Genomic DNA, 22,680 nt, shown 5'->3' with positions numbered 1-22,680 from the left:
AGGGGTTGTGCGCTCCTACTCCGCCGGTGCCTCGGCATGGACATCGTCCGGTGCCTTGGGCAGGAAGCGGCGGGTGCGGCGGGTGAAGCCTTCGATATAGGTCAGGATCACCGGCACCACGACCAGCGTCAGCAGCGACGAACTGATCAGCCCGCCGATGACCGCATGCGCCATCGGCGCGTTCTGCCCCGACCCTTCATGCAGGCTCAGCGCCAGCGGCAGCATGCCGAAGATCATGGCGAGCGTCGTCATCACGATCGGCCGGAAGCGGGTGGCACCCGCCTCGACCAGCGCGTCATAGAGGTTGAGCCCCTCGCGGCGACGCTGGTTGGCATTGTCGACGAGCAGGATCGCATTCTTCACCACCAGGCCCATCAGCATGATGAAGCCGATGGCCGAGAACATGTTGAGGGTGGACCCACCCACCAGCAGGCCCACCATCACGCCGATCAGCGCCAGCGGCAGCGAGATCATGATCGCGACCGGCTGCAGGAAGCTGCCGAACTGCGAGGCCAGCACCAGGTAAATGAAGATCACCGCCAGCAGCAGGGCCGAGCCTGCGGCGCCGAAGGTTTCTTCCAGCTGTTCCGCTTCACCGCCCTGCGAGGCGCGATAACCGGCCGGCAGATCAAGGGCGTCGATGGCCTCCTGCACCAGCGGGGCCACGGCGCCGAGTTGGGCGCCGCTCGCCAGATTGGCGCTGACGGTCACCTGTCGGGCAAGGTCGAGGCGCTGGATTTCACCCGGACCCTCGGACTGCACGATCTCCGCCACCTGGTCGAGCCGGATCACCGCGCTCGAGCCGGTGGCACCGCTCTGGGCGATCGGCAGGGCGCCCAGCACGGCGACATTGTCGCGGGCCTCCTCCGGCAGGCGAACCACCACGCCGAAATTTTCGCCCTGCGGGTTGGTCCACTCGGTCACCTCCTCGCCACCCAGCATGGGGCTGAGGCTGGCGCCGATCTGCTGCAGGCTGACCCCGAGGTCGCTGGCCGCATCGCGGTCGACCCGCACGCCCAGCACCGGCTGCGGGTTGTCGAGACTGGTCTCGACCTCCTGCAGCCCTTCGATCTGGCTGAACCGCGCCACGAGGTCGTCGGACAGGCGGTCGAGCACGCGGAAATCATCGCCATAGAGGCTGACCTGGATGGGTGCGGCCACGGTGCCGAGCCCGCCGGCTGCGCCGACGTTGAACTCGGCACCGGGAATGGCCCGGAGCGCCTCGCGCACCGGATCGGTCATCTGGGTCGGCGTCCGCTCGCGTTCGCTCTGCGGAACCATGGTGACGAGGATGGTGGCGCGATTGTCGCCCGAGGTGGTGCCGGCATTGAGCGTGGCATAGGTGCCGAGCACTTCGGGGAACTGCCTCAGCGTCGCATCCACCTGCCGGACTTTGCTCGCGGTATGTTCGAGCGAGGAGCCGATGGGGGTCTCCACATCCACCTGGAACTCGCCGGTATCGGCCGGCGGTACGAACTCGACGCCCACCAGCGGGAACAGCATGAAGCTGCCGACAAAGGCGGCAAGCGCTACGCCCACGGTGGACTTGCGGTGCCGGAGGCACCAGCGCAGCAGACCCCGGTAACGCTCGGAGAGCCAGCCGAAGAAGCGATCGAACTGCGCCACCGCCCGCCCCAGCGGGCCGCGCTTGGCGTTGGGGTTAGCGGCGGGGTCGTACCAGACGCTCGAGAGCATCGGGTCGAGCGTGAAGGCCACGAACAGCGAGATCAGCACGGCGACGGACACGGTGACGCCGAACTGGAGGAAGAAGCGGCCGAGAATGCCTTCCATGAAGGCGACGGGCAGGAACACGGCGACGATCGACAGCGTGGTCGCTAGCACCGCCAGGCCGATCTCGTTGGTGCCGTCGAGTGCGGCCTGCCGGTGGTGCTTGCCCATATGCAGGTGCCGCATGATGTTCTCGCGCACCACGATGGCATCGTCGATCAGGATGCCGACGGCGAGCGACAGTGCCATCAGCGTCATCATGTTGAGGGTGAAGCCGAGGAAGTAGAGCACCGTCATGGTGCCGATGATCGAGATCGGCAGCGTCAGGCCGGTGATCACCGTCGAGCGCCAGGAATTGAGGAACAGGAACACGATGACGACGGCGAGGATGGCGCCCTCGACCAGCATGTTCTGCACCGCATGGAAGCTCTGTTCCACCGGCACCGCATTGTCGCGGACGATCTCGAGACGCACGCCCTCGGGCATGTCGCGCTCGTTGAGCTCGGCGATCGCCTCGCGCACCTCCTCGGCCACCTGCACCGTGTTGGCGCCCTGCGTCTTGACCACGTCGATGGCGAGCGCCCGCTGGCCGTTGAGGATGGCAAGGCTCGTTGCGTCCGCCTGGCCCTGCTCGATGGTGGCGACGTCGCCGAGCCGCACCGGCTGGCCACCGCGGCGGGCGACGATCAGGTCGAGAAAGTCCGCGGCGTCCTCAACCCGGCCCTCGACCTGGATCGACTGCACGGCAGCGCCTTCGGTGATCGAGCCGGCGGCGAGATTCTGGTTCTCGGCACGCAGAGCCTGCGTCACCTCGCCGACACCGACATTGAAGGCGTTGAGGCGATCAGGGTCGATCAGGACGTTGAGCTGGCGCGGCACGCCGCCCACGACCGTGGCGCGGCCCACGCCGGGGATGATCGACAGGCGACTGACGATGACATCCTCTGTGAGCGCGGTGAGGTCCCGTGCGCTCATGGTGTCCGAACTCACCGCCAGCGACACCACCGGCAGTTCGGAAGGGTCGAAGCGGAGGATCTGCGGGTCGCCGGCATTGTCGGGCAGCACGCCTTCGATCTGCGCCAGGCGGTCGCGCACGTCCTGCGCCGCGGCCGAGGACTGCACATCCATGTCGAACAGGATGATCACCATGGCTTGGCCCATCTGGGCGATCGACTGGATGGTGTCGATGCCGCTGATGGTGTTCACCGCGTTCTCGATCGGCTCGACGATGTCGTTCTCGACCGCTTCGGGCGAGGCGCCGGGATAGCTCGTCACCACTGCCACCACCGGCAGGTCGATGTCGGGCAACTGTTCGATCGGCAGGCGCTGGTAGGAGTAGATGCCGAACACCAGCAGCGCCACCATGACCATGGTGGCGAAGACCGGATGATTGACGCTGATGCGGGTGAGGATCATCGGCCGCGCTCCATGAGCATCTGGATCTGGGTGCCGGGCACCAGCTGCGGCAGCACGGCGGAGACGATCACGTCACCGGCGACCAGGCCCGAGCGGATCTCGGTGAGCCGGTTGGTGCTCCAGACCTCACCCGCTTCCACCGGCTGGCGCACCACGGCCTCGCCTTCGAGCTTGAGCACATAAGGCCCTTCCGCGTCCTCGCGGATGGCAGCAGCCGGAACCGCAATGGCTTGTTCGACGGCGTCCACCACGATGTTGCCGGTGACGAACATGCCGCCGCGCAGCAGGCCATCGGTGTTGTCGAGCGCCACATAGACGGGGATGGTGCGCGTGCCTTCCTGCGCCACCGGGTTGATCCGGTCGACCTCGCCTTCAAAGGTGCGGCCGGCGAGCCCCTCGACAGTGATGCGCACGGTCTGGCCCCGCTCGATCTGCGCTGCCGTGCCCACCGGGGCGGCAGCCACGACCTCGACACTCGACAGGTCGACCACGGTGACCAGCGGCGTGCCGGCGGCAACGGTCTGGCCGGGCTCCACCGCCCGCACCGAAACGATGCCGGTGAGCGGCGCCGTAACGGTGGCATTGGCCAGGGCGTTTTCGGCTCCTGCCACCTGCTGCTCCAGGGCCACGAGGCTGGCGCGCAACTGGTTGACCGTGCCCTGCGCCTGTTCGAGGCCGGAGCTGGGGGCCAGCCCGCGCGAAATCAGGTCCTGCGTGCGCGCCAGCTCGTTTTCGGCGGTGGACAATTGCGCCCGCGTGGCTTCGGCCGTGGCCCGGGCCTGGTTGAGCTGCAGTTCGAGGTTGCTGATGTCCACCTGCACCAGCACGTCGCCTTCTTCGACCCGGTCGCCGGCGCGCACCAGCACCTCGGAGATCTGCCCGTTCACCTCGGACGATACCTGGGTCTGGCGCACGGGGGCGATCGAACCGGTGATGCGCACAAGGTTCTCGAGCCGCTGCGGCTCGACCGTCAGCACCTCGTCCTGACGCAACTGCATGACCGTCGGGGTTTCCGCCGGCTGCTCCTCGGCCGGTGCCTCGGGCGCCGCAGGCTGCTGCCCCTGCCCCATGAAGAAAACCGCTGCGGCCACCGCGGCGAGGATCACCAGCACCAGCAGGATCCACGGCCAGCGCCGGCGGCGGGTCAGGCCGGCAGCAGCCAACGCCTCCCGCTCCCGTTCACGACGCGTCTTTGCCCATTCGGGCTTGTCGGAAGGGGCGGTGGCCATGTGTTTTTTCCCTCTGGTCGGCAAGTTCGGAAGACCTAAGGTCAGCATCGGCCTTGCGCAATCCCGCACGTCGCCACCACATTGAGCAAAAATGGAGGCGGGCATGCGGCGGATGGTAGCGAGCATCGGCGGAATCGCCTTGGCGCTGGTGCTCAGCCAGTTCCCCGAATATGCCCAGCAATACACGCAGCGCCTGGGCGGGGCGGTCGACGAACTCGCTGCCGTCACCCAGGCATTCGACCGCGATGCCGCCGCGGGCGGTCTCGACCGGCAAGCAGCGCTCCAGCGCTACAACGCCTCCAATGACGACTTCCTCGCCGGACGCGGGCACTCGATGACCGCCACCTTCCAGCGTTACGAACAGCTCAGCACCACCCTGGCGCGCATCGAAAGTGCCGGACCGGTGGAGCGCTTCCAGAACCTGCCAGCCTATCTCGACAGCGATATCGGCCAGCGCACCCTCGCCGCCTACAAGCCGGCCGTGCCGGTGACGGTGGAGGGCATTCTCTATGCCGGGGCCGGGTTCCTGCTCGGCTATCTCGTAATGTCGGCGCTGGTGCGCACCTGCACCCTGCCGTTCAGGCGCAGGTATCCCCTCGGGCGGCGGGCTTAGTGGCTTGGCGCAAACTTGGCGCATCATAGACCTTGTATTAGCGGGATGTGCGAATGTGGGGGTGCCGCGGCCTGTTCGACACCAGGCCGCGGCGGCGGCATCGGATCGAGGTAGACCCAGACTGGTGGTGTGCACCTTTGTCTGAGGATGAGCGGGATCGTTGCCGTCAGTCTTCATCGGGCCCGCATGGTTGATTGAACCCAGGGTTCGCATTGCAAGGACGGGACGAGGAAGATGAGCCATTCTAGCACATTTGTGGCCGGGATCGATACCGGCAAGGCAGCTCTTGATCTGGCGGTGACGCCCGGCGAGGGATGGCTGCGGGTGAACAATGACGCGGCCGGATGGCAAGCGGCGGCGGAGTGGTTGCTCAAGGCCGGTGTCGATCGGGTCGGCATCGAAGCCAGCGGCGGCTACGAACGTGGCGTGGTCGCGGCTTTGCGGGAGGCCGGGTTCAAGGTGATCCTGCACCAGCCGCTGCAGGTACGCCTGTTTGCCCGCATGCGGTTGCAGCGCGCCAAGAACGACCGGCTGGATGCCCGGGTGATTGCTGCCTTCACCGTCCTGTTCGGGATGGACAGGGCGGCTGCCGATCCGACACTGGCCGGCTTGCACGAGCATCTGGTCTTCATCGACCAGCTGGTCCAGGACATCGCCCGGCTCAAGACCCGGCTCGAGCATCTGCACGATACCCGTCTTGCCAGCCTGGTTGCCGCTGACATTGCCGCACTCAAGGCCCGCCTGCGCGACGAACGGCGCCGGCTGGAACGGGCGGTGCGGGCCGACAAGGCTCTCGGGCGGCGGCTCGATCTGCTGCTCTCCGTCCCCGGCATCGGCATACCGACCGCCTTGGCCTTGCTGATCGCCATGCCGGAACTGGGCAGCATCAGCCGTGAACAGGCCGCTGCCCTGATCGGGTTGGCACCGTTCGACCACGACAGCGGCAAGCATCACGGGCGGCGCCACATCGCCGGCGGCCGTGCCCGCCCCCGGCAGGCCCTCTACGCCGCGGCCCTGCCTGCCGCCTATCGATGGAACCGCCAACTCATGGCGCTCTATGCCCGCCTTACTGCCGCTGGCAAACCCCACAAGCTCGCCCTTGTCGCCTGCGCTCGAAAACTCGTCATCTTCGCCAACACCGTTCTGCAACGAGGCCAACCCTGGACCCCATAGCTAATGGTTGCTCATCCTGAGCCCGTCGAAGGACGAGGTCGCGGGCACGGTGTTACCGACCTCGTGGTTCGACAGGCTCACCATGAGGTCTATGGGAGTGACGCGCCTGACCGCTCCATCTACATATAAACATCCCTTTATGTCCCGTTGCCGCATTGGCAGGCTTCGCGTATAGGTGCGGCAACAGCAAAAACGCCCGGAGCCCCTGCCTCATGACCACCTTCACCGATTATGCGGTCAAGGACATCTCGCTTGCCGCCTATGGCCGCAAGGAAATCGAGATCGCCCAGATCGAGATGCCCGGCCTGATGGCCATCCGCGAGGAATATGCCGCCGCCCAGCCGCTCAAGGGTGCGCGCATCGCCGGCTCGCTCCACATGACCATCCAGACCGCCGTGCTGATCGAGACGTTGGTGTCGCTCGGGGCCGAGGTGCGCTGGGTGTCGTGCAACATCTTCTCGACCCAGGACCACGCCGCTGCCGCCATTGCCGCCGCCGGCATTCCGGTGTTCGCGCACAAGGGCGAGACGCTCGAAGAATACTGGGCCTTCACCGACCGGATGATGGACTGGGGCAATGGGCAGACCCCGAACCTGATCCTCGACGATGGTGGCGATGCCACCATGTACATCCTGACCGGCGCCAAGGCCGAACAGGACATCTCCATCCTCGACAAGCCGGGCAACGAGGAAGAGGAAATCTTCTTCGCTACCATCCGCAAGCGCCTCGCCACCCACCCGAACTTCTTCTCGACCATCCGGGCCGCCATCCGCGGCGTGTCGGAGGAAACCACCACGGGCGTGATGCGGCTCTACCAGCTGCAGCAGAAGGGCGAGCTGCCGTTCCCCGCCATCAACGTCAACGACTCCGTCACCAAGTCGAAGTTCGACAACAAGTACGGCACCCGTGAATCGCTGGTCGACGCCATCCGGCGCGGCACCGACGTGATGCTGGCCGGCAAGGTCGCGATCGTTTGCGGTTATGGCGACGTGGGCAAGGGCTCGGCCGAGTCGCTGCGTGGCGCCGGCGCCCGCGTGCTGGTCACCGAAGTCGACCCGATCTGCGCCCTGCAGGCGGCCATGGAAGGCTATGAGGTCGTCACCCTCGAGGAGGCCGCCCCGCGCGCCGACATCGTCGTCACCGCCACCGGCAACCGTGACGTTCTCACCCTCGACGACATGCGCAAGCTCAAGGACATGGCGATCGTCTGCAACATCGGCCACTTCGACAACGAGATCCAGATTGCGGCGCTGCGCAACTTCAAGTGGACCAACGTCAAGCCGCAGGTCGACCTGGTCGAGAAGCCCGACGGCAACCGCCTGATCGTGCTCTCCGAGGGCCGCCTGGTGAACCTCGGCAACGCCACCGGCCACCCGAGCTTCGTGATGTCCGCTTCGTTCTCCAACCAGACGCTGGCCCAGATCGAGCTCTGGACCAATGGCGACAAGCTCGAAAAGAAGGTGCACGTGCTGCCCAAGCACCTCGACGAAAAGGTCGCCGAACTGCACCTCGCCAAGCTCGGCGCCAAGCTGACCAAGCTCACCAAGGACCAGGCGGACTATATCGGCGTGTCCACCGAGGGCCCGTTCAAGTCGAGCGAATACCGGTACTGAGCGACCGCCCCCGAGCCACGAACTGCGCCCTCTCCAGCCGGAGAGGGCGTTTTCATTTCATGGCGGGAGGCCGTTGGGGCGTCGGTGACCGCGACCTCGTCCTTCGACAAGCTCAGGATGAGATCTATGAGTCTGCAGTACCGGCGGTGAGAATTGGGCTGATCGGGCCCAGGCGCGCGCCCGATCTCTCATAGACCTCATGGTGAGCCTGTCGAACCACGAGGTCGCGGCCACTGAGTCCACAAAACCCCCACCCCTGCCGTTTCTGCTTCGTTCTCGGTCAAGCACCCTTTTCGGTCCTTTGCCCGCGATCAACAGCCATTAAGACTCTGTTAGCCGATTCAGCGCCTCGCTATGGTTTTGATGATTCGGCCGCGGGGGGACACGCTGGCCGCGTCGGGGGCCGCTTTCCCCACGGGATTGCGCGTATCAGCCCTCTTTCAAGTTGAGGCGTACCGGCTCTTGCGGGCCGGCCATCACTAGCGTGAAACGGTTACAGAGGCAGTCATGGCGCCGGGCAGGCTCCGGAAGCATTGGGGATTCGCACCGCTGGGTGCCGCCCCGCTCACCCTGATGACGGCGATCCCCGCCTCGGCACAGGGTTTTGCTTCCGCAAATCTGGTGGGCGCGGCGCCCATCGCCATCGCACTCGGTGCGGGGGGCTTTGCGCTGATCGCCACCGTCGTCGTCCGCGGCATCATCCGCGACGGCCGCATCGCCCGCCGGCGCGACGCCGAACGCATCGCCGGCCTCCGTGCCCTGGTCGACGAATACGAGGCGCTGCTCTCGGGCACCCGCGAAGTCACCATCCTGTGGACCGAACAGGGCGCCGAACCGCGCCTGCTCGGGCAGGCCAGCGCCATCCTGCCGCCAGGCCGACATCCGGAAGCGGTGCTGAATTTCGACACCTGGCTGCCGCCGGCCGAGGCCGACCGGCTGACGCAGGTGCTGGCGGCCCTGCGGATGGACGGCCATTCCTTCGATACGGGCGTTACCGCGCTCGATGGCCGGCTGATCCGCGCCAATGGCTGGGTGCTGGGCGGGGGCGTCGCCATGCGCCTGCGCCCCGCCTACCTGCAGCCGGCACGGAGCGAAGCCGGTGCCGACGACGCGCTGGCGATCGTGCGCTCCATGCTCGCAGCGCTCGGCAAGCCGGCCTTCGCCCGCGACGCTGACGACCGGCTGATCTATGCCAATGCCGCCTATCGCGACCTGGCGAAGACCCTCGGCCGCAGCGCCCCGGCCGGGGCAGCGCCGGAACTGCTCGATCCCACGGCCCTCAGGCAGCATCTCGAGGCCTGCAAGGCCAGCGACCAGCCGGTCAGCGCCACCGTCACCTTTCCGGGCAAGGGCCGCTACGAGCTGGTGGAATTCCCGGTCGGCGAAGGCCGCGCCGGCTGTTTCTTCCCGCTCGCCGCCGAAGCTGCGGCGCCAGCGGCCCCGACCGGTTACGCCCATATCGGCGGCATCATCGATGCCCTGGCCACCCCCATCGCCATTTTCAACCCCCGCCGCGAGCTGACGCAGTTCAACCAGGCCTATGCGGCGCTGTGGAACCTCGACAAGCGCTTCCTCACCCCCGGGCTCGACGAGCGCGCCATTCTCGACAAGCTGCGCACCGAGGGCATGCTGCCCAACCAGGTCGACTACCAGACCTGGCGCGCCAAGCACCTCGAATCCTACTCGCGCAAGGCGCCGTTCGAGGCCGAGCCCTGGCACCTGCCGGACGGACGCACCATCAAGGTCATCACCGCCCCGGCCGGGCCGGAAGGCGGCGTCGTTTATGTGTTCGAGGACATCACCGAGCGGCTGAAGCTCGAATCCACCAACAAGACCTTCAGCAACGTTCAGCGCGAAACCATCAACGCCCTGTCCGAGGCCGTGGCGGTGTTCGGCACCAATGGCCGGCTGACGCTGAGCAATCCGCGCCTGTCGGCGCTGTGGAAGCTGCCCACCAACGAGCTAGGTCTCAACCCGCATATCGACCAGATCGCCGAAGCCGCTGCCCGGGCAATCCCCGAGGACGGCGCCTCGATCTGGCGCGACCTCAAGCGCGCCATCGTCGATCTCAACCCCACCCGCTCCGACCAGACCGGGCGCATCAACCGCTCCGACGGGCGGCTGCTCGACTATGCCATCACGCGCCTGCCGGACGGGCAGACCATGATGACCTTTCTCGATGTCACCGAAAGTGCCAGCTATTCCAAGGTGCTCAAGGAGCGCAACGACGCGCTGGTGGCGGCCGACCGGCTCAAGGACGCCTTTGTCGAGAACGTTTCCTATGAGCTGCGCTCGCCGCTCACCAACATCATCGGCTTCGCCGACCTGCTCGCCGGCACCGAAGGCGGCACGCTCAATGCACGCCAGCGGGAATATATCGACTACATCCGGGCGTCTTCCGTTACCCTTGGCGTGCTGATCGACAACATTCTGGACCTTGCTTCGGTCGATGCCGGCATTGCCGAACTTCGCCCGGAAACGCTGGACGTCGCCAGCCTCGTCGACAAGGCCAAGGCGGGCCTCTCCGCCACCTTCCCGGAAGTGTCGGGCGAGGCGCCGATCAACCTCGTGGTCGATATCGAGCCAGACCTTCCGGCTTTCGTCGCCGACGGCACCCGCATCGTCCAGGTGCTCTACAACCTCCTGTCCAACGCCGCCCGCTTCTCGCCGCCGGGCGGGGAGATCCGGCTCACCGTCTCCAATCGCGGCGAGCGCATGCTGTTCGTGATCGAGGACGAGGGGCCGGGGCTCACCGACGAGATGAAGTCGGCGATCCTGACCCGGCTCGACACCCCCAGTGCCGGCGGGCGCCAGCGCGGCGCGGGCCTGGGCCTCTCGATCGTGCGCACCTTCGTCAACCTCCACGGCGGCACCATCGCGGCGGAAAAGCGTGAACCGCGCGGCTCGCGCATCATCGTCAACCTGCCGCGCGACAGCGCCATGGCCGGCATCGCCGAATGAGCGAGCAGCGGTTTCTGCCGGCGCCGGAGGATACCGACCGGCTCGGCGCCGAACTCGCCACCACGCTGACGCCGGGCGACATCGTCGCCCTCAATGGCGATCTCGGTGCGGGCAAGTCGGCGCTGGCCCGCGCCATCATCCGCAGCCTCGCCACCGATCCCGCGCTCGACGTACCCTCCCCCAGCTTTGCGCTGGTGCAGCCCTACGACACCCCGCGCGGACCGGTGCTCCACGCCGACCTCTACCGCCTTGCCGACGCCAGCGAAGCCGACGAACTCGGCCTGCTCGACACCCCCGATGCCATCATCCTCGTCGAATGGCCCAGCCGCGCCCCCGCCATAGCGGAGGCCGCAACAGTCACGGTCACTCTCGACATCCCGGAAGATGGGGTAGGACGGACGGTCAGGATCGAGCGGTAAGCGGCTCGCCAATTCTCCCCAGCGAGCGGCCGGGACCGGCTCCTAATCATCCGCATCCCAGAATGGCCAGTCTCGTTGGTCTGTACGAGAAGCGAACATCTTCAGCAGTTTACAGTTCTGCGGCGTCAGTCTGCTGCGTGAGATTTGCCGATCATTGATGGCAGTTACGCCTCTATAGTTTTACTACTCGCCACGCACTCATGGAACCAAACAGTCGACGTCTGATTGCGCACTGACTGGCGCTTCCGTGAGGAGGAACTCATCGAACAGGGGAAGGTCACAGTCAAACGCAAGCTCAGCGGCAGGGCCAAGACGACCGCGCTGGTTGTGCTTGTCTTGGTTCTGGGCCTGGTTGCGCTGATTGCCGCGTTCTGGATCAAGTCTTCCGATCAGGAGCCACCTCGGATCACGGCGGTCAGTCCGGTTGCGAACGCCGCCGGCGTTTCTCCAGGCGCAAGGGTTCAGGTCAGCTTCAACCATGCCTTCCCCACCGTGTTCGACGTTGTCAGCTTGCGTCTTTGGAACGCCCAGGGCGACCGCATCATAGGGGCTTTCGAGGTTCACAGCACTGAAACAGCGGCGATGCTGGCGCCGGTCACGGAACTCGCTCCCGGCAAATACAGGGCCGAAGCTCGCATTGGCGATGGCGAGGCCGTTGAATGGGAATTCACCGTATCGGAACCAGACCCGTGGCCGGAGAGCATCGGCCCCATCCTGGTAATCAGTTCCGAGGCAGGCAAATTCGGCGACTACTATGCAGAGATCGGTCGTGTCCCGGGACGTGGTGTAACTGAGGTGGTCAAGCCGCTCGCGAGCGCGCCATTACGAGCGCCGTAGCGAGCGAGCGGCTGGGTGGTCATCGACGGATTTCCGGTAAGGTCTGGTTGCTCACCCCAACCCTGCACCTGAAGGACCACCGATGACCGACACGATGATGAACCTGCGCACGCTCGTAGAGAAGACCCCCGACGCCGATATTCTGCGCGAGATGATTGGCTTCGCTGCCGAACGGCTGATGGAGATGGAAGTTGGTGCCGCCACCGGCGCTGGCTATGGCGAGAAGAGCGCTGAGCGGCGGGTCCAGCGCAATGGCTACCGCGATCGAGATTGGGAGACGCGGGCCGGCACGGTCGAGCTGCGCATCCCCAAGCTGCGTAAGGGCAGCTACTTCCCGGGCTTTCTGGAACCTCGGCGATTGGCCGAGAAGGCTCTGACCGCGGTGATCCAGGAGGCCTACATCCAGGGCATCTCGACCCGTTCGGTGGACGACCTGGTCAAAGCCATGGGCATGAGTGGCATCTCCAAGAGCCAGGTCAGCCGGCTGTGCGAGGAGATCGATGGCCGGGTGAAGGCCTTCCTCGAGCGGCCGATTGAGGGCGATTGGCCCTACCTGTGGATCGACGCCACTTACCTCAAGGTACGTCGGGGTGGCCGCATCGTCTCGGTCGCTGCCATCATGGCGGTTGGCGTCAATGCCGATGGCCGGCGCGAGGTGCTGGGCATGGAGATCGGCACCTCGGAGGCCGAGGCGATCTGGACCGAGTTCCTCCGCAAGCTGACCCGTCGTGGCCTGCGAGGCGTGAAGCTGGTGATCTCCGATGCCCATGAGGGCATCAAGGCGGCCGTCACCAAGGTGCTTTGCGCCACCTGGCAACGCTGCCGAGTCCACTTCATGCGCAACGTCCTTGCCCATGCCGGCAAGAGCGGCCGTCGCGTAGCTAGCGCCTTCATCGCCACGGCCTTCGCTCAGGAGACGCCGGAGGCGGCCAGCACCCAATGGCGAGCCGTTGCCGACCAGATCCGCCCTCGCGTGCCCAAGCTCGCCACCATCATGGACGAGGCCGAGCACGACGTCCTTGCCTACATGAGCTTCCCCAAGGAGCATCGGGCCAAGCTTCACTCAAACAACACGATAGAACGGGTGAATGGCGAGGTGAAGCGCCGGACCGAGGTAGTGGGCATCTTCCCCAACGAGGATGCCATCGTCCGGCTCGTTGGCGCCATCCTGCTCGAGCAGAACGATGAGTGGGCTGTGCAGCGCGCCAGATACATGACGCTGGAATCCGTCGCCCCGTTGAGCGATGATCCCCTCGTCAGCCTGCCGGCAGTCCCCGCACGCTGACCAACCCGGCCAAGCCGGATATGCGTGGAGGCCCTGCCTCAGTTACACCACGCCGAGGGACACGATCCAGAGATCCTGCGGGCCGAAGGATTTACGGGTTTCTCACACGCCAATATCGAAGATCTGACACGCGAAGAATTGTCTTCGCATGCGGTGGCGATCTTGACTGGCGGAGACCTGAACCCAGGACATCTCGCAATCATCCGGGACTGGCTGGAGAACGGCGGCAATCTGATCGCGATGAGGCCCGGTGAAAGTCTCTCCGCAATGGCCGGACTGAGGTCATCGGGCCTAACAATCAGCGGTGGCTACCTGCAGATCGATACTTCTGGTCCGCCTGGACAAGGGCTGGTGGCCGAGACCATCCAGTTCCATGGTGAAGCCGATATCGCAGTGACCACGGGGGAGACCAGATCTCTTGCTGGTCTCTACCACGACGCCGTTACCCCCGCCCGCGCTCCCGCAGTCACGCTAAGGCCGGTCGGAACATCGGGCGGGGACATCGCTGTGTTCCTGTTCGACCTGGCTTTGTCGGTGGCGTTGACCCGCCAGGGCAACCCGGCATGGGAGGGGCAGGAGCGGGATGAAGCCGAGCCCATACGCCCAAACGACCTGTTCTTCGGCGATGCCGGTTCGAATACCCAGGCGGACTTCGTGGACCTGGACAAGGTCGCCATTCCTCAAGCCGACGAGCAGATGCGCCTGTTGTCCAACGTGATCCTGCATTTGACGCGAGACACCGCGCCGCTGCCCAGGTTCTGGTACTTCCCCAAGGGCGCCAAGGCCGTCCTGGTGATGGCGGCTGACGACCATGGCACCCGCGATGGCACCGAGCGGTTCTTTCAGCGACTCCTCGCTCTTGGCCCGGAGGGGTGCGATGTCGCGAACTGGGACTGTGCGCGTGCTACCTCCTGGATTTATGCCTCCTCAGACCTGACCAACCAGCAAGCGGCCGAGTTCATCGCGCAGGGCTTCGACATCGGGTCTCACCCAAACACCCATTGTCACAACTGGTCAGAGGATTCACTTGCGCGGGCATTCTTTGAAGATCTGCATAGCTTCGCACTGAAATATCCGGACCTGCCCCGGCAGCAAGGAAGCCGGCTGCATTGCATCGTCTGGAGTGACTACGCGAGCCACCCTCGCATCGAACGGGGATGGGGCATTCGCTATGACCTGAACTACTATTACTGGCCCGGCACATGGATCGCCAACCGATCCGGTTTCATGACCGGTTCCGGCCTGCCAATGCGCTTCGCCGACCGGGAAGGGCGTTTGATCGACGTCTACCAGCAGGAGACCCATCTGGTGGATGAAGTTTTCGGCACTGCCTTTTCGCCGGTGGAGACGTTGATCGACAGAGCGCTCGGGCCGGAAGGATATTACGGGGCCTTCGGGACTCACGTCGACTTCCACAATGATTTCGATCTTCAACTCATGAATCTGGCAGTGGAGAAGAACGTCCCCATGGTTTCCGTGCAGCAAATGCTGGACTGGACCGACGGGCGCAACGCATCAGGCTTCGACAACACGAAATGGGAAGACGACGTTTTGTCGTTCGACGTTCACGCGGACGCCCGAACGGGGGAAATGTTGGTGGGCATGCTGCCGTTCAATTTCAACAATGCGCAGCTGGTTGAACTCCGCCGCGGGGAGGCGGCGGTCCCTTTCACCGCCGAACAGATCAAAGGGGTCGAGTACGGCCTGTTCAGTGCCACCTCAGGCTCCTACACTGCGACCTACGCCCCACATTGATGGTGAGCCTCTGCGCGCGAAACGGGGCTGCTCCGGGACGCGACTCCATTGTGGCCCTGGTGCCGAGCATGAGCTTTCCGAAGCGGCGCGAGGGGACTAGGGTCGGACCAGCACATCCGGCGACAGGACACGCCCATGGCCCACCGCATCTACGCAACGAGCTTCGGCAGCGTTTATCCGCATTATGTCGCCAAGGCGGAGCGCAAAGGCCGGAGCAAGGAAGAGGTGGACACCATCATCCGCTGGCTCACCGGCTATGACCAGCAACAGCTGGAGGCGCAGTTCGGTGCGAGCTTCGAGACCTTCTTTGCCCAGGCGCCGCGGCTCAACCCGGCGCGGTCGTCGATCACCGGAGTGATCTGCGGCGTTCGGGTGGAACAGATCGAGGAGCCACTGATGCGTGAGATCCGATACCTCGACAAGCTGATCGACGAGCTCGCCAAGGGCAAGGCGATGGAAAAGATCCTGCGCCAGCAACCCGAGACGGCGAAATAGCGAACGGCAGGCGCGATCCTGCCGCTTTCGTTCTCACTCGGGTCTGCCAACCGTCAGAACTCGTTCAGACCGAGGTACAGACCGAAGGCTAGTCTGCATCGGCTCCGTCTTCCTGACCGGCACTTGTGGCCCTTGACTCTCTACCTACCAGAAGGTAGGGAGAGCACATGAGCACCACCACCACTGCCGACGAGATCATCGATTGCGCCCGCTCCCTCATCATCAAGGGGGGCTACAATGGCTTCAGCTATGCCGACATCGCGGCCGTGGTCGGGATCCGCAAGGCGAGCATCCACCATCACTTTCCCAGCAAGGTCGATCTGGTCCGCACTCTGGTCAAGCAGTACCGGGAGGATGCGCAGGCAGGTTTTGCCGCGCTTGAACGGAGCGCCAGCGACCCGCGTGATCAGTTGACCCGCTATACCGGCTACTGGGAACAGTGCCTCGCCGATGCGAGCGCTCCGTTCTGCATCTGCGCCTTGCTGGCAAGCGAACTGCCCATTTTGCCCGATCCGGTTGCGAGCGAGGTGCGTCTACACTTCGCCACCTTGTCGGCATGGCTGGCCTCGGCATTCGAGCGCGGCAGCGCCTCAGGCGTATTGCAGATCCAGCATGCCCCCCAGGTGGAAGCCGAAAGCTTCATGGCAGTGGTGCATGGCGGCATGCTCTCCGCTCGGGTGAACAACGATCCCAAACTGTTCGAACTCGTCACTGCGCCCGTGCTCCAGCGGCTTTCTGCCTGAATCCAACCAGCGAGTTGCACATTCATCTCCCACACCCTACCAACTAGTAGATAGAAAGGCCCATTTCATGAAGACCTCTGACGAGCGCTGGCTGGCGCGCTACTATTTCTCCCGCGCCAGCTTTTCTGTGCTGTGGGTCGGCCTGGCTCTGAGCCTTGGCCAACAGCACGCCGGCCTCGGTGCTGCGCTGTTGTTGATCTATCCGCTTTGGGATGCGGTGGCGAACGCCGCCGACGCCTCCCGCAATGGCGGCTTCGGGCGAAACCGCACCCAGACCATCAACCTCGCCGTCAGCCTGGCGACCACTCTGGCGGTCGCGGCAACGCTGCCGGTGGGACTCGGCAGCGTGTTGGCGGTGTTCGGCGCATGGGCGATTCTGTCAGGGATCCTGCAGTTGAGCACCGCTCTGCGCCGCTGGCGGGTTGCCGGCGCACAATGGGCGATGGTCCTCAGCGGGGCACAGTCGGCACTGGCTGGCGCCTTCTTCATCGTTCAGGCACAGCAGGCTGTACCGGCGGTGCTGCCCACGATTGCGGGCTATGCTGGGTTCGGTGCCCTCTATTTCGCAATCTCGGGCATATCGCTGGCGCTGCGCGGGCGCTCGCAACAGCAATCAGCGGCATGATCCGGCTTGCTCGGAAACCCGCCTCGCAACAGGAGAACGGCAGGCACCAAGGCCTGCCGTTCAAAGCTCGACCGCGGTTGGGCAGCCGTCAGAACTCGTTCCAGTCCTCGTCCTTGAGCGCCGCGTTGCCGCGGCTGAGATAGGCGCGCGCAGCGCCCTTTACCTTCTCCTGCAGGCCCTTGATGCCGCGGGCCGCGGGAGCTTCCTTCAGCACTTCCGCCTTCGGAGCCGCGGCACGGCCCTCCACGCGGAAGATCGACACGATGCGGTCGAGCCCTTCGGCCTGAGCCTCGGTCTGCTCGAGCGCGGCGTTGGTTTCTTCCACCAGCGCGGCGTTGTGCTGGGTCATCTCGTCCATCTGGCGCACGGCGGTCGACACTTCGGCGATGGCGGCGGTCTGCTCGCCGCTGGCACTGGCAACCGCCTTCATCAGCTCGTTGTTTTCCTCCACCGTCTGCAGGATCGCCTGCAGCTTCTCGGCAGCGAGCGACACGAGTCTGGTGCCGCCATTCACCTCCTGGGCGCTCTGCTCGATCAGTTGCTTGACCTCGGCGGAGGCCTGCGCGGCGGACTGCGCCAGGCGCCGCACTTCCACGGCCACCACGGCAAAACCCTTGCCGGCTTCACCCGCGCGCGCCGCCTCGACCGAAGCGTTGAGCGCGAGCAGGTTGGTCTGGAAGGCGATGTCGTCGATCAACCCGATGATGTTGCTGATCTTGCCGGAGGAGGCGGTGATCCGCTCCATGGCGTGATTGGCATCGGTCATCACCTGCCCGCCCTCGTTGGCGAGCTGTGCCGCCAGGCGGGTGCGGGTCGCGGCCTGGTCGATTTTCTGGGCATTGTCGGTGACGGTGCCGGAAAGCTGCTCCATGGCCGCCGAGGTCTCCTCGATCGCCGCCGCCTGCCGTGTGGTGCGCTCGCTGAGATCATTGGCGCCGGCGAGGATCTCGCCGGTGGCGGTCTTGAGCCCGGCCGATGCCGATCGCAATTGGGCGACGATGTCGCTGTACTTGTCGGCCAGCAGATTGGTGTCGGTCTTGAGGCGCTCGAAGGCGCCACGATACTGGCCCTGCATGCGTCGGGTCAGGTCGGCATGGGCGATAGCCGAGAGCACCTCAGCGGTCTCGGTGATGCCGCTGTCGACCGTTTCCATCAGGTGGTTGACCGAGGCGGCCATCTCGTCGAGCTCGGCCTTGCCGTAGGTCTGGCCGATGCGGGCGGTGAAATCCCCGGCGACGGCGGCCGCGACGACCCGACCCACCTCGGTCTGCAGGTCGTTGCGCAGCGCCTGCTCGTCGGCTTCGAGCCGGCGGGCGGCCTCGCGGTCGCTGTCGAGCCGTTCGACCTGCTCGCGGTTCTGGCGGAACACTTCCACCGCCCGGGCCATGTCGCCGATCTCGTCGCGGCGCTCGCCGAACGGGATGGGGCTGGTGACGTCGCCTTCGGCAAGGCTCGCCATGCGGCCGGAGATGCTCCGAAGCGCCCGCGAAATGCTGCGGATGGCAAAGAAGCACATGCCACCCACCAGCGCCACCAGCACGGCGACGATCGCCGCCAGTTGCAGCACAGTGCCGCCGAGCGTAGCCATGCGGCTCTTGGCCAGTGCGTCGAGACCGGCCATAGCCCGGTCGATCGATGCCGTCATTGTGCCCATGCGCTGGTTGGCCGCCTCGGTCCAGGCCACGGGGGTTACCGCCTGTGCGGTCGCGTTCGGAGCGTTGGCATAAAGCCCGGCGCGCACCGTTTCGAGCGTCTGCTCGTGCGGACCGCTGAGGAACGCCCGGTAAGGCGCGAGCACATCCGCCGGCAGGAAGTTCAGTGCCGAAGCATGGCCCTGGCGCAGGTCGCGCGAGTGCAGCGCGAAGCCGAACATCGAGGTCGGCAACTGCCCTTCGGCGAGGTAGCTGAGCCCGATATTGACTTCCATCATGCCGGCGTCGCTGGTCTGCATCAGGGCGTAGAGCCCCTGCATGAAGCGCGAGAGTTCAAGATCTTGCACCTCCCCGGCGGCGGCGGAAACGAGCCCGATGCCCGCGGCCGAAATGGGCTGCAGCACGGGAAGGGCAGCGTCGGGGTCTGCTACGCCGCGGTCGGTGTCGGCACGGAAGCTGGCGAGCTTGGCTTCGCCCTCGCGGATGAAGGCTGCCTCGGCATTGATGGATTCGTTGACGATGCCGGCGGCAACGATCTGCTGGTGCGCCTCGGCGACCGCGTCGAACAGGGAATCCGTTACGGCGCGAAGCGCCGCCATATCACCGGGCTGACCCGTGAGTTCGGCCGGCAGGGCCTGCGCCAGCGCCGCACCGGCCGCGGCGAGCTGTTGCACCAATTGGGCGCGTTCCAGGTTGCGATATTGGCCGATCACGATGGCCGCCTGGAACCCGGCGAGGGCGACCAGGGCGGCGAGTGGAACGATGGCAAGGCTGAGAAGGAGGGATCGGACGGAGAGTCTGGTCACGCCGGAGGAGTTGGCGCGACGGAAGCGGGGGATCATGAGGGTAGTCCAGGACAGAGTTGGCCCCAAGCTACCACCGATCCTTTAAGGCCCGCTTAAGCATGCGGACGTTTCCGCCCGCCGTCATGGAACCAAATCCCGCTGTCGGCCCGGCGTGTCACGCCCGGCGAAGTGGAACGGAAGCCCTGGGGTCGCATTCAGCCCTTAGCGAGGGAGGACCGCATGGCGCGCAAGGAAAAAATCGAAGAGTATTCCGGACCGGCCGGCGGCTGGGGCTCGATGAAGTCGGTGACGCGCCACATGCTCAAGCAGGACGCGGTGCGCGCGGCTCCCCTCCTGCCCAAGCAGAACAAGCAGGACGGCTTCATGTGCGTCAGTTGCGCCTGGGCCAAGCCCGAGCCGCCGCACGCTGCCGAGTTCTGCGAGAACGGCGCCAAGGCCACCTTCTTCGAGCTGACCGGCAAGCGCACCACGCCCGAGTTCTTCACCCGCCACACGCTGACGGAGCTGCGCACCTGGACCGACCATGACCTCGAAAACCAGGGCCGGCTGACGCAGCCCTTGCGCTACAATCCCGAGACCGACCGCTACGAAGCGGTGGATTGGTCCGAGGCCATGGCCGAAATCGGCCGCGAGCTCGCCGCCATCCGCAGCCGCGACCCCAAACGCGCGGTGTTCTACACCTCCGGGCGGGCTTCGCTCGAAACTTCGTACATGTACCAGTTGTTCGCCCGCATCTACGGCAACAACAACCTGCCCGACAGCTCCAACATGTGCCACGAGACCACCTCGGTGGCGCTGCCGGAAACCATCGGGCAAGCTGTCGGTACGGTGCGGCTGGAAGATTTCGACCAGGTCAGCACCCTTTTGTTCTTCGGCCAGAATGTGGGCTCCAACAGTCCGCGCATGCTGCACCAGCTCAAGGATGCGGTGGAGCGCGGCGCAACCATCATCACCTTCAATCCGCTGAAGGAGCGCGGGCTCGTGCGGTTCGTTGATCCGCAGAACCCGGTGCAGATGCTGACCCCGAACGAGACGCGGATCAGCACGCTCTACCACCAGGTGCGCGCCGGCGGCGACATTGCCGTGATGGTGGGGATCGCCAAGGCGCTGGTCGCGCTCGACGACGAAGCGCAGGCACAGGGCGCACCACGGGTGCTCGATACCGCCTTCATTGCCCAGCATACCGCAGGGCTTGCCGAGTTCGATGCCTATGTTCGCGCACAGGCCTGGCCGGACATCGAGCAGGAAAGCGGCGTCTCCCGCGGCGATCTCGAGGTCGTGGCCGGCATCTATGCCAAGTCGCCGAGCGTGATCGGCGTCTATGGCATGGGTCTCACCCAGCACAAGCTCGGCATCGACACCGTGCAGATGCTGACCAATCTCCTGCTGCTGCGCGGCAATATCGGCAAGCCCGGCGCCGGCATCTGCCCGGTGCGCGGCCATTCCAACGTGCAGGGTCAGCGCACCGTGGGCATCGCCGAAAGGCCGGAACTGGTGCCGCTCGACCGCCTTGCCGAACAGTTCGGCTTCGAGCCGCCGCGCGAGAAGGGGCTCAACACCGTGGAAGCCTGCGAGGCGATCGTCGCCGGCGAAGTCGATGCCTTTGTCGGGCTCGGCGGCAATTTCCTCCGCGCCATCCCGGATCGCGACGTGATGGAGGCCAACTGGCCGCGCATGCGGCTGACCGTCCAGATCGCCACCAAGCTCAACCGCTCGCACCTGTTCTGCGGCGATGTCGCCTACCTCCTGCCCTGTCTCGGCCGCATCGAGATCGACCGGCAGGCGAGCGGCGAGCAGTTGGTGACCATGGAGGATTCCACCAGCGTCTTTCACAAGTCGCGCGGCATGCAGGAGCCGGCAAGCGAGCATCTGCGCTCCGAACCCTGGATCGTCGCCGAACTGGCCAAGGCCACGGTGCCGGGCGAGTCCACCGTCGACTGGGACGGCTGGGTGGGCGACTACGGCAAGGTGCGGGACGCCATCGAAGGGACCTGGCCCGACAAGTTCGGCGGCTTCAATCGTCGCATCCATGAGCCCGGCGGCTTCCCCAAGCCCCTGCCGGCCCGCGAGCGGGTGTGGAAGACCGAGAACGGCAAGGCCAACTTCAAGGTCCCACAGGCGCTGCATGCGAGCTTCGATCCGGGCACCGACGACAAGGTGCTGCGCCTGATCACGCTCAGGAGCAACGACCAGTTCAACACCACGGTCTACGGGTATCGCGACCGCTTCCGCGGCATCGAAGGCACCCGCATGGTGGTGCTGATGAACCAGGGCGACATCGACCGGCTCGGGCTCAAGGAGGGCCAAGAGGTCGGTATGCAGACAGTCGCCGACGACCACGTCGACCGCCGCATGCAGGGCTTCAAGGTTGTGCCCTACGACATTCCCGCCGGCTGTGTCGGCGCCTATTATCCCGAAGCCAACGCGCTGATCCCGCTCTACCAGCATGCCGAGCGCAGCTTCACCCCGGCGGCGAAATCGGTGCCGGTGCGCATGCTGAAGCCCGAGCCGGGGATCGTGTGATGGAAACGGCTTTCCCTGTCCTTCACGATGTCCGCCCGCTCCGCGTCCGCGAGCAGGCCGAGCTACACCAGCGCGCGGTGCCGGAGGAGCAACCGGTGGCGATCGTCTGCAACGGCACCACGCTCGCCGTAATGATGGCGACACCCGCCGATCTCGAGGATTTCGGCGTCGGCTATCTCATCAGCGAAGCAATCGTCGACAGCTCCGCCGACGTCGAGCGCAGCGAAGTCGTCGCGCACCAGCAGGGCATCGAGATACGGCACTGGATCAGCCCCGCCAAGGCGCAGCGAATGCTTGCCCGCCGTCGGCAGATGGTCGGCCCCACCGGATGCGGCCTCTGCGGCATCGAGAGCCTCGAACAGGCAATGCGCGATCTTCCGCCGGTCCGATCCTCGCTTCGCGTGCAGGCCGCTGCCCTGCGCCAGGCGGTCGCGGACCTCCGCGCGCTGCAGGTGCTGAATGCCTCAACCCGCGGCGTGCATGCCGCCGCCCTCTGGCATCCGGAACAGGGGCATCGGCTGGTGCGCGAGGATGTCGGCCGCCACAACGCGCTCGACAAGCTGATCGGTGCAATGGCGACCACCGGCACCCCGCCGGGCGTGCTGCTGCTGACCAGCCGCGTGTCCATCGACCTGATCCAGAAGGCAGCGCTGGCGGCATTCCCGATCATCGCCGCCATCTCGGTGCCCACCAACCGCGCCATCGAGGCGGCCGAGAGCGCCGGAATCACCCTGGTGGGTGTGGCGCGGGACGATGGGTTCGAGATCTTCTCTCACCCGGGCCGCATCGCCGGCTGCTAGCCGCCGC

Annotated in this window: 16 protein-coding genes; 13 read left to right on the top strand and 3 right to left on the bottom strand. The window is 65.7% G+C overall.

Annotated features, from left to right (window positions below):
- Positions 1-15: 15 nt before the first annotated feature.
- Together ACFSX5_RS09285 and ACFSX5_RS09280 are read right to left on the bottom strand one after the other, a co-directional pair.
- Positions 16-3,144, bottom strand: coding sequence for an efflux RND transporter permease subunit (locus tag ACFSX5_RS09285; protein WP_386833040.1), 3,129 nt, complete (start codon positions 3,142-3,144; stop codon positions 16-18).
- A complete protein-coding gene (locus ACFSX5_RS09280) occupies positions 3,141-4,373 on the bottom strand; it encodes an efflux RND transporter periplasmic adaptor subunit (RefSeq protein WP_386833039.1) in 1,233 nt (410 codons plus the stop codon). The genes ACFSX5_RS09285 and ACFSX5_RS09280 overlap by 4 nt, the downstream gene beginning before the upstream one ends.
- 103 nt (positions 4,374-4,476) lie before the next feature.
- On the opposite strand from ACFSX5_RS09280, the gene ACFSX5_RS09275 reads away from it, so the two are divergent.
- The 11 genes from ACFSX5_RS09275 (at position 4,477) to ACFSX5_RS09225 (ending at position 16,892) form a co-directional block, all read left to right on the top strand.
- On the top strand, positions 4,477-4,986 hold the full coding sequence (locus ACFSX5_RS09275) for a DUF2937 family protein (protein ID WP_386833037.1): 510 nt from the start codon (positions 4,477-4,479) through the stop codon (positions 4,984-4,986).
- Positions 4,987-5,220: 234 nt separating this feature from the next.
- Positions 5,221-6,159: an IS110 family transposase gene (locus tag ACFSX5_RS09270; RefSeq protein ID WP_386831039.1), complete on the top strand. Its 939-nt coding sequence runs from the start codon at positions 5,221-5,223 to the stop codon at positions 6,157-6,159.
- Between the two features lie 212 nt (positions 6,160-6,371).
- The gene (ahcY, locus tag ACFSX5_RS09265) at positions 6,372-7,772 is read left to right on the top strand and encodes an adenosylhomocysteinase (RefSeq protein WP_386833035.1); all 1,401 of its coding nucleotides are present in this window, start codon (positions 6,372-6,374) and stop codon (positions 7,770-7,772) included.
- A gap of 507 nt (positions 7,773-8,279) precedes the next feature.
- Entirely contained in the window at positions 8,280-10,733 is a 2,454-nt protein-coding gene (locus tag ACFSX5_RS09260) for a sensor histidine kinase (protein WP_386833033.1), read from the top strand.
- Positions 10,730-11,152: a tRNA (adenosine(37)-N6)-threonylcarbamoyltransferase complex ATPase subunit type 1 TsaE gene (gene tsaE / locus ACFSX5_RS09255; RefSeq protein WP_386833031.1), complete on the top strand. Its 423-nt coding sequence runs from the start codon at positions 10,730-10,732 to the stop codon at positions 11,150-11,152. Before ACFSX5_RS09260 ends, tsaE begins: the two co-directional genes overlap by 4 nt.
- 225 nt (positions 11,153-11,377) lie before the next feature.
- Positions 11,378-11,989, top strand: a complete 612-nt coding sequence (locus ACFSX5_RS09250; protein WP_386833029.1) for an Ig-like domain-containing protein — start codon at positions 11,378-11,380, stop codon at positions 11,987-11,989.
- An 82-nt stretch (positions 11,990-12,071) separates the two neighbouring features.
- Complete coding sequence (locus ACFSX5_RS09245; RefSeq protein WP_386833027.1) at positions 12,072-13,274, top strand: IS256 family transposase; 1,203 nt, start codon at positions 12,072-12,074, stop codon at positions 13,272-13,274.
- A gap of 24 nt (positions 13,275-13,298) precedes the next feature.
- Complete coding sequence (locus ACFSX5_RS09240) at positions 13,299-15,029, top strand: hypothetical protein (protein ID WP_386833026.1); 1,731 nt, start codon at positions 13,299-13,301, stop codon at positions 15,027-15,029.
- Positions 15,030-15,164: 135 nt separating this feature from the next.
- On the top strand, positions 15,165-15,524 hold the full coding sequence (locus ACFSX5_RS09235) for a DUF2200 domain-containing protein (protein WP_386833025.1): 360 nt from the start codon (positions 15,165-15,167) through the stop codon (positions 15,522-15,524).
- Positions 15,525-15,691: 167 nt separating this feature from the next.
- On the top strand, positions 15,692-16,267 hold the full coding sequence (locus tag ACFSX5_RS09230; protein ID WP_386833024.1) for a TetR/AcrR family transcriptional regulator: 576 nt from the start codon (positions 15,692-15,694) through the stop codon (positions 16,265-16,267).
- A 67-nt stretch (positions 16,268-16,334) separates the two neighbouring features.
- Positions 16,335-16,892 (top strand): DUF308 domain-containing protein, encoded by a 558-nt coding sequence (locus tag ACFSX5_RS09225; RefSeq protein WP_386833023.1) that lies wholly within the window; start codon positions 16,335-16,337, stop codon positions 16,890-16,892.
- A gap of 88 nt (positions 16,893-16,980) precedes the next feature.
- Here ACFSX5_RS09225 and ACFSX5_RS09220 read toward each other — a convergent pair whose 3' ends face one another.
- Entirely contained in the window at positions 16,981-19,386 is a 2,406-nt protein-coding gene (locus tag ACFSX5_RS09220) for a methyl-accepting chemotaxis protein (protein ID WP_386833022.1), read from the bottom strand.
- A 183-nt stretch (positions 19,387-19,569) separates the two neighbouring features.
- On the opposite strand from ACFSX5_RS09220, the gene ACFSX5_RS09215 reads away from it, so the two are divergent.
- Entirely contained in the window at positions 19,570-21,873 is a 2,304-nt protein-coding gene (locus ACFSX5_RS09215; RefSeq protein ID WP_386833020.1) for an FdhF/YdeP family oxidoreductase, read from the top strand.
- Positions 21,873-22,673, top strand: coding sequence for a formate dehydrogenase accessory sulfurtransferase FdhD (fdhD, locus tag ACFSX5_RS09210; protein WP_386833018.1), 801 nt, complete (start codon positions 21,873-21,875; stop codon positions 22,671-22,673). The genes ACFSX5_RS09215 and fdhD overlap by 1 nt, the downstream gene beginning before the upstream one ends.
- The last annotated feature ends 7 nt before the right edge of the window (positions 22,674-22,680 follow it).

Source organism: Devosia albogilva, assembly GCF_042685625.1.
GTDB lineage: Bacteria > Pseudomonadota > Alphaproteobacteria > Rhizobiales > Devosiaceae > Devosia > Devosia albogilva.
Note: the sequence above shows the minus strand (reverse complement) of the source record. Positions and strands in the feature narration are given on the sequence as shown.

Excerpts from the sequence above, each read along its gene's own strand:
- ACFSX5_RS09285 (WP_386833040.1), bottom strand. The coding sequence starts at position 3,144 with ATGATCCTCACCCGCATCAGCGTCAATCATCCGGTCTTCGCCACCATG.
- ACFSX5_RS09280 (WP_386833039.1), bottom strand. The coding sequence starts at position 4,373 with ATGGCCACCGCCCCTTCCGACAAGCCCGAATGGGCAAAGACGCGTCGT.
- ACFSX5_RS09275 (WP_386833037.1), top strand. The coding sequence starts at position 4,477 with ATGCGGCGGATGGTAGCGAGCATCGGCGGAATCGCCTTGGCGCTGGTG.
- ACFSX5_RS09270 (WP_386831039.1), top strand. The coding sequence starts at position 5,221 with ATGAGCCATTCTAGCACATTTGTGGCCGGGATCGATACCGGCAAGGCA.
- ahcY (WP_386833035.1), top strand. The coding sequence starts at position 6,372 with ATGACCACCTTCACCGATTATGCGGTCAAGGACATCTCGCTTGCCGCC.
- ACFSX5_RS09260 (WP_386833033.1), top strand. The coding sequence starts at position 8,280 with ATGGCGCCGGGCAGGCTCCGGAAGCATTGGGGATTCGCACCGCTGGGT.
- tsaE (WP_386833031.1), top strand. The coding sequence starts at position 10,730 with ATGAGCGAGCAGCGGTTTCTGCCGGCGCCGGAGGATACCGACCGGCTC.
- ACFSX5_RS09245 (WP_386833027.1), top strand. The coding sequence starts at position 12,072 with ATGACCGACACGATGATGAACCTGCGCACGCTCGTAGAGAAGACCCCC.
- ACFSX5_RS09235 (WP_386833025.1), top strand. The coding sequence starts at position 15,165 with ATGGCCCACCGCATCTACGCAACGAGCTTCGGCAGCGTTTATCCGCAT.
- ACFSX5_RS09230 (WP_386833024.1), top strand. The coding sequence starts at position 15,692 with ATGAGCACCACCACCACTGCCGACGAGATCATCGATTGCGCCCGCTCC.
- ACFSX5_RS09225 (WP_386833023.1), top strand. The coding sequence starts at position 16,335 with ATGAAGACCTCTGACGAGCGCTGGCTGGCGCGCTACTATTTCTCCCGC.
- ACFSX5_RS09220 (WP_386833022.1), bottom strand. The coding sequence starts at position 19,386 with ATGATCCCCCGCTTCCGTCGCGCCAACTCCTCCGGCGTGACCAGACTC.
- ACFSX5_RS09215 (WP_386833020.1), top strand. The coding sequence starts at position 19,570 with ATGGCGCGCAAGGAAAAAATCGAAGAGTATTCCGGACCGGCCGGCGGC.
- fdhD (WP_386833018.1), top strand. The coding sequence starts at position 21,873 with ATGGAAACGGCTTTCCCTGTCCTTCACGATGTCCGCCCGCTCCGCGTC.